Annotated in this window: 1 protein-coding gene; it reads right to left on the minus strand. The window is 70.8% G+C overall.

Features of this window, described 5'->3' with window-relative positions:
• A partial coding sequence (locus EJV47_RS27830; RefSeq protein ID WP_126696470.1) for a PKD domain-containing protein occupies positions 1-281 on the minus strand: 281 nt, incomplete at both ends.

The following is a 281-nucleotide window of genomic DNA, read 5'->3' on the forward strand; positions in this document are numbered from 1 at the left end:
GGCCACGGCCAGCTTCACGGTGTAGGTGCCGGGCCGGGGGTAGGTGTGCGTCACCGTCTCGCGCGACTCCAGGGAGGAGCCGTCGCCGAAGTCCCACTGGTCGAGGAAGCCATTCTGGCTGGTGCTGGTGAAGGTGGCCACCACCGGGTACTGCGCGGTATTCAGCTGCACGGTGAAGCTGGCGGCCGGTGCGGGGCCGTCCAGCTTGCCTTCTTCCTGCTCGCAGGCGCGCAGGGCGCAGCAGGCGCCGGCCAACAGCAGCCAAGCGGCCGGGCGGTGGT

This window comes from Hymenobacter gummosus (assembly GCF_003970915.1).
GTDB classification, from domain to species: Bacteria; Bacteroidota; Bacteroidia; order Cytophagales; family Hymenobacteraceae; genus Solirubrum; species Solirubrum gummosum.